Annotated in this window: 5 protein-coding genes; 4 read left to right on the top strand and 1 reads right to left on the bottom strand. The window is 34.0% G+C overall.

Annotated features, from left to right (window positions below; genetic code table 11):
• Positions 1-78: 78 nt before the first annotated feature.
• Together EQ827_RS07580 and EQ827_RS07575 are read left to right on the top strand one after the other, a co-directional pair.
• The gene (locus tag EQ827_RS07580) at positions 79-603 is read left to right on the top strand and encodes a PadR family transcriptional regulator (RefSeq protein WP_181190397.1); all 525 of its coding nucleotides are present in this window, start codon (positions 79-81) and stop codon (positions 601-603) included.
• Between the two features lie 64 nt (positions 604-667).
• A complete protein-coding gene (locus EQ827_RS07575; RefSeq protein ID WP_181190396.1) occupies positions 668-3196 on the top strand; it encodes a M1 family metallopeptidase in 2529 nt (842 codons plus the stop codon).
• A gap of 75 nt (positions 3197-3271) precedes the next feature.
• Here EQ827_RS07575 and EQ827_RS07570 read toward each other — a convergent pair whose 3' ends face one another.
• Positions 3272-4048, bottom strand: coding sequence for a MerR family transcriptional regulator (locus tag EQ827_RS07570; protein ID WP_181190395.1), 777 nt, complete (start codon positions 4046-4048; stop codon positions 3272-3274).
• A 150-nt stretch (positions 4049-4198) separates the two neighbouring features.
• Between EQ827_RS07570 and EQ827_RS07565 the strand changes: the two genes are divergently transcribed.
• Complete coding sequence (locus tag EQ827_RS07565) at positions 4199-4939, top strand: hypothetical protein (RefSeq protein ID WP_181190394.1); 741 nt, start codon at positions 4199-4201, stop codon at positions 4937-4939.
• An 8-nt stretch (positions 4940-4947) separates the two neighbouring features.
• Positions 4948-5643 carry an ATP-binding cassette domain-containing protein gene (locus tag EQ827_RS07560; RefSeq protein WP_181190393.1) on the top strand — a complete coding sequence of 232 codons (696 nt, stop codon included), beginning with the start codon at positions 4948-4950 and terminating at the stop codon, positions 5641-5643.
• Positions 5644-5791: the final 148 nt, after the last annotated feature.

Raw genomic sequence — 5791 nt, 5'->3', positions numbered from 1 at the left:
AAATAATATAGGCTGTCAATTTATTTTTTGTATTATCTATGTTAATATTGATAATAAATAGGTAAAGGCGGGATAACCATGCAAGGGCGCGATGTTGTATTAGGATTGTTAAATGAAACTAGCCGTACTGGCTATGAAATTAAGACTATTATTGAAACACAATTATCATATTTTTTTGATGCCAGTATTGGGATGATTTATCCAACTTTAAGAAAACTAGAAAAAGAAGGCAAAATCAAAAAAGAACGGGTTTATCAAGCTGATAAACCCAATAAAAACGTTTATACGATTACAGCTGATGGAAAAGCTGAATTTGCTGCATATTTAAATTCTCCTGTAGCTGCTGACATTTATAAGTCAGACTGTTTAATGCGTCTTTACTTTGGCGACGAGTTGCCTAAAGCAGAAGTTATTAGCATCATTCACCAAGAAATTAAGCAAAAACAAAATCTTTTAGATTATTTACAAGGTCAGTATGATCATTGGGTTGGATCAGGAATGAACCCTACTAAAAAAATTGCGCTTGATTATGGCATTGCGAATTATCAGGCAGCCATTAAAGTTTTACAACAATCCTTAGCTGAGTTACACGCAGACAATTAAATGTTGACTAACAAGATTAAAAGTTATTAAATTAGATTAGTTAAAATTAAAGGAGATTAACATTTTGACCCAAAGACTACTAGAATTATTTAAACCAGAGCATTACGATGTTTACTTAGATATCAATCGCCAAACTAAGCAAATTCATGGTCAAACAACCATTACTGGTGAAGCACAGGCTGCTGAAATTTTAATTAACCAAAGGCATCTACAAATTGAGCAAGTGCAAGTTGAAGAACAACCAGTAGCATTTACGCTGGATAATGATCAAGAAGTTATTCATATTAATTTAAAAAGAACTGGCAACATTCAATTACAGATTACTTATTCAACTCCCTTAACTGATTCAATGATGGGCATTTATCCTTCTTACTACCAAGTTGATGGGGTCCAAAAACAACTAGTAGGAACCCAATTTGAAACCACCGCAGCCAGAGAGGCCTTCCCATGTGTGGATGAGCCTGCTGCTAAAGCAACTTTTTCTTTAGCAATCAAGTTTGATGAGCAAGCTGGTGAAATTATTATCAGTAATATGCCTGAGCTTCGAGTTGAACAGGGCGTACATTATTTTGAACCTACTGTAAAGATGTCCACATATTTAGTCGCTTTTGCCTTTGGAGAACTGCAAAGCAAACTAACGCAAACTAAAAGCGGCGTAGAAATTGGTGTATTTGCAACGAAGGCGCACCAAGCTAAAGAATTGGATTTTGCTTTAGATATTGCCAAACGTTCAATTGAATTTTATGAAGATTTTTATCAAACACCTTATCCTCTATCCCATTCTTATCAATTGGCTTTACCAGATTTTTCTGCTGGAGCTATGGAAAATTGGGGTTTAGTAACTTATCGGGAAGCATATTTACTGTTAGATCCTGATAACGCTTCTTTAGATTTGAAAGGCCAAGTTGCCACCGTTATTGCCCACGAGTTAGCACATCAATGGTTCGGGGATTTGGTAACTATGCAGTGGTGGGACGATCTATGGTTGAATGAAAGTTTTGCCAATATGATGGAATATGTAGCTATTGCTGCTTTAGAACCTGACTGGCATATTTGGGAAACTTTCCAAACAACAGAAGCACCAATGGCTTTACAACGTGACGCAATTGATGGTGTACAGCCAGTCCATGTACAAGTTGAACATCCAGCAGATATTGATTCAATCTTTGATTCAGCAATTGTCTATGCCAAAGGAGCTCGTATGTTAGTTATGGTCCGGGCGCTTATTGGCGATGAAGCCTTACGTGCGGGTTTAAAGGCTTACTTTACCGCGCACCAATACGGCAATGCTACAGGGGCGGATTTGTGGTCTGCTTTAAGCCAAGCTTCAAAAATGAACATTAGCCAAGTAATGAACACTTGGTTAGAGCAACCGGGTTATCCCGTAGTTAAAATGAGTGTTGATAATGGTAATTTACACCTTGAACAAGAGCAGTTTTTTATTGGTGAAGGTCAAGCAGCCAATCGTCAATGGCAAATACCCCTCAAGGCTAACATTCCAGCAGCTCCTCAAATCATGCAGTCACACGATTTAGATTTAGGTAATTACCAGCAATTACGGAAAAAAGTGGGACAACCTCTGCGATTAAATGTGGGTAATGAATCTCATTTCATTGTTCAGTATGACAAAACCTTATTACAAGATATTTTGAAAAATGCTGATAATTTAGATGCAATTTCACAATTACAAATTTTACAAGATTTATTATTATTAGCTCAAAGTAAGGCTATCTCATATGCGGAATTAGTACCATTACTACCAAAATTTGCACAAAGTAAAGCACAAATTGTTAATGCTGTTCTATATCGAATCATTGGCAACTTAAAATATTTTGTTGATCCAACTTCACCGGCAGAAAATAATTTAAAGATTTTAACCGAAAAATTGAGCACTCCACAAGTTCAACGGTTAGGTTGGCTACCGCGTGCAGAAGAATCTAATGATGATCAATTAACGCGTCCGTATATTTTGGATGCAGCTATATATGCTGAGAATGCCGAATCCAAAAAAGCTGCCCACCAGCTATTTTCAGAAAACAGTCAGCATTTAATCAACTTACCTGCGGCTATTCGTATGTATGTTTTAAAAAATGAAATTAAAAACTTCACTACACTAGCTTTATTTAAGCAGCTACTAGGAGAATATCAAACTAGTGCAGATGCCAATTATAAGCATGATCTTTGTACGGCTTTAACGCAAGTTCCGGATATACAGCTGCTTAAACAATTAATTAGTAAATTTAAAGATAGCAATGTAATTAAACCTCAAGACTTGCGGTCATGGTTTGCGGGAGTGTTGGCAAACCCACAAGGTGAACAATTGGCCTGGGATTGGCTGCGAAATCAATGGAATTGGCTAGTAAAAACTGTTGGTGGAGATATGGAATTTACAACTTACATTACAGTAACGTCACGAGTATTTAAGACCGCTCAACGTTTAGCAGAATTTAAGGAGTTCTTTGAGCCAAAAATTAATACCCCAGGATTGACACGTGAAATTAAAATGGATATTGATGTGATTACAGGGCGTGTCCAATTAGTCAGTCAAGAGCAAAAGTCAGTTAATACAACTATTGCTCAAGTAATTGCATAGTAGTTTAATATTATTAACTAAAAACCCCAGGATGCTTTATTCCTGGGGTTTTATTATACAATAAAATACAAATTCCTATTTCTTGTAAGCAGTGTAATATTCAATGATTTGTGCCAGTAGGGGAGCAGCAGTAAAGTTAGTGCGTGTATTATAGTATTCCGCAAAACGGGCATCTGCTTGATACAGCTGAGCTAAATTGTAGTGGTACTTGTTAGTATAATGAGGATTTAGCAATTTTAACCAGGTCTTATGGTCATTGAATATTGTAGCTGCCAAAGACGAAGATACAGGTAAATTTTGCTGATGGAAGATATTCAAGTTTTTAATTAATTGCTGTTCTACTTGTTGTAATTGTTGATAGGCTGCAGGTGACATTTTTTGAAGATTTTTTTGCACTTGGTTGTAAACAGGCTTACCATAATTTTTTATAGCTTCATCCTGATATAATTGCGTATTTTTTATAAGGGCTGCTTGCTTAAGAGCGGCAAATTTTTCTGTATTAGTCATAACTTTTTCTCCTTGGTAAAATTGCAAAGCTTGATCAAGACTTTGCAAAATGTGAATTTGGTACTGAAGCTTCTCTTGCACTAATTTCTTTTGAACTTTTAAAGCAGATATTACATTATAATCAGGAGCCTTCATAATGGCTTTAATGTGGGCTAATTTAAAGCCTAAATTTTTAAAATACAGTATTTGCTGTAATTGATTTACCTGGTCGTTATTGTATAGACGATAACCATTGCTATCAATTTTACTAGGCCTTAATAAATTGATTTGATCGTAATAACGCAGTGCCCGCGGGCTGATACCAGCCAATTCAGCAAGCTGGGCTACTGTATAATATTTATTCATGAATAACCTCCTGACAATAATGACTATAAACTATGACGTAACGTGAAGGTCAAGCCTATATTTAAAAATTTATTGTTAATAGCAACAATAAATTATATAATTAAAAACAACTCATTTATAAAATGATTAAATTAAAATATAGGGGGATTTATGATGAGATTGTTCTCGCTATACAAGACTTTAATGCGCGATACTCTCAGTAATAAAGCGGTTTTTATGTTTAATATCATTTTTCCTATTGGAATGTTTATTTATAATAATTTTCAATTGCTTTTTAATAAAGCTTCAATATCTCCGAGAACCATTCTTTTGGGGGTTAGCTATTATTTTTCTTATATTGTTTTTGTAACAATTTTAAATTTGATAATTTACCCCCTAGTTGTTTACCGGGAAACTGGCTATTATAAATTTTTATGCTTTTTAACCAAATCCAAACTGACGTTACTATTTAGTAATTTAGCAGTTCAGTTTTCTATTCTAGTGGTGGAGCTATTGCTATTTGACCTAGCTGTTATGCTGGTAGTACATCGAGCTTTGTTTTTTCTTTTAGAGGCTACGCTTTTGACAGCAGTTTTATTTACATTACCTGTAACTTTAATTAGCTGTATATTTTTGGTATTACGGCTTAAGCCACAATCGCTGAGTGCGCTTATTATGATATTAGTGTTTGCAGCATTTGCCTTATTAAATATTTCGTCTGATAATATATTTATTAATACTATTTTTTTATTCAATCCAGTTAAATATTTAGCAGCAGGTTTTCAACTATTTACGCATCATATCAGCCTTTCGAAAATTATCCCTTTAATAGTTGTAACAATAATTTATTTACTTGTAGGTATAGGCTGCATATCAAGATATAATATTCAGCCAATATTAGAAAGAAATTAGGTAGTAATATGAAAATTGAGCAACTTAATTTTTCTTATCAACAAAAGGTGATTTTCCAAAATTTAAATATTGATTTTTGTAATCAGGCTATTAACGTTATTATCGGGAGTAATGGTGCAGGAAAAACGACTTTGTTAGATATTATTGCGGGAATTTATCCTAAAATCAGCCATTCTCAATTATTCGATTTTCCATCTCCAAAGCAGATTATGTATCAATTACAACGAAGTGCTTTTTTCCCGACATTAACAGTTGCACAAACTCTCGAATTATTTTCAACGATGGATTCGACAATAGTAGCACAAACAGCTACAATGAACTTCATTAAACAGAAATTACAACCATTACTGTCTACTAAAATGGGACAGTTGTCTGGCGGTGAACGGCAAATTGTTTTAATTTATGGAATCTGTTTACTAGAGCGCGAGTTATATTTATTTGATGAACCTATTAGTGGAATTGATGTTCAAAATGCGGCATTGATTTTACAAATGCTTAATGATTTGGTCAGTGAACGCCACAAAAAGGTAATTATGACACTTCATCAATTAGAACAACTAAAGACGATATCAAGTTATTTCATCTTAATCGATCAAAAACATTGTGCTTTTACAGGCAGCAACGTTGATTTGTTACAACAAACTCAAACAGTCAATGTTGAATCGGCATTTAAGCAATTATTACAAAATAAAAGTAATAGTTGATAGATACAATAAAACTATGGTTAGTGAAATTTATGACTAATAAAAAAGAGCTTGAGAAAATAATTTCTCCAGGCTCTTTTTTTGTAAATAATGCTAGTTGGGAATAAAAAAATACCAGATAGGAAAAATCTATATAATTTTACAGCTT

This window comes from Bombilactobacillus bombi, from assembly GCF_013607485.1.
GTDB classification, from domain to species: Bacteria; Bacillota; Bacilli; order Lactobacillales; family Lactobacillaceae; genus Bombilactobacillus; species Bombilactobacillus bombi_A.
This window is presented reverse-complemented; position numbering and strand designations above follow the sequence as displayed.

Coding starts and splice junctions, on each gene's coding strand:
- EQ827_RS07560 (WP_181190393.1), top strand. CDS start 4,948: ATGAAAATTGAGCAACTTAATTTTTCTTATCAACAAAAGGTGATTTTC.
- EQ827_RS07570 (WP_181190395.1), bottom strand. CDS start 4,048: ATGAATAAATATTATACAGTAGCCCAGCTTGCTGAATTGGCTGGTATC.
- EQ827_RS07580 (WP_181190397.1), top strand. CDS start 79: ATGCAAGGGCGCGATGTTGTATTAGGATTGTTAAATGAAACTAGCCGT.
- EQ827_RS07565 (WP_181190394.1), top strand. CDS start 4,199: ATGATGAGATTGTTCTCGCTATACAAGACTTTAATGCGCGATACTCTC.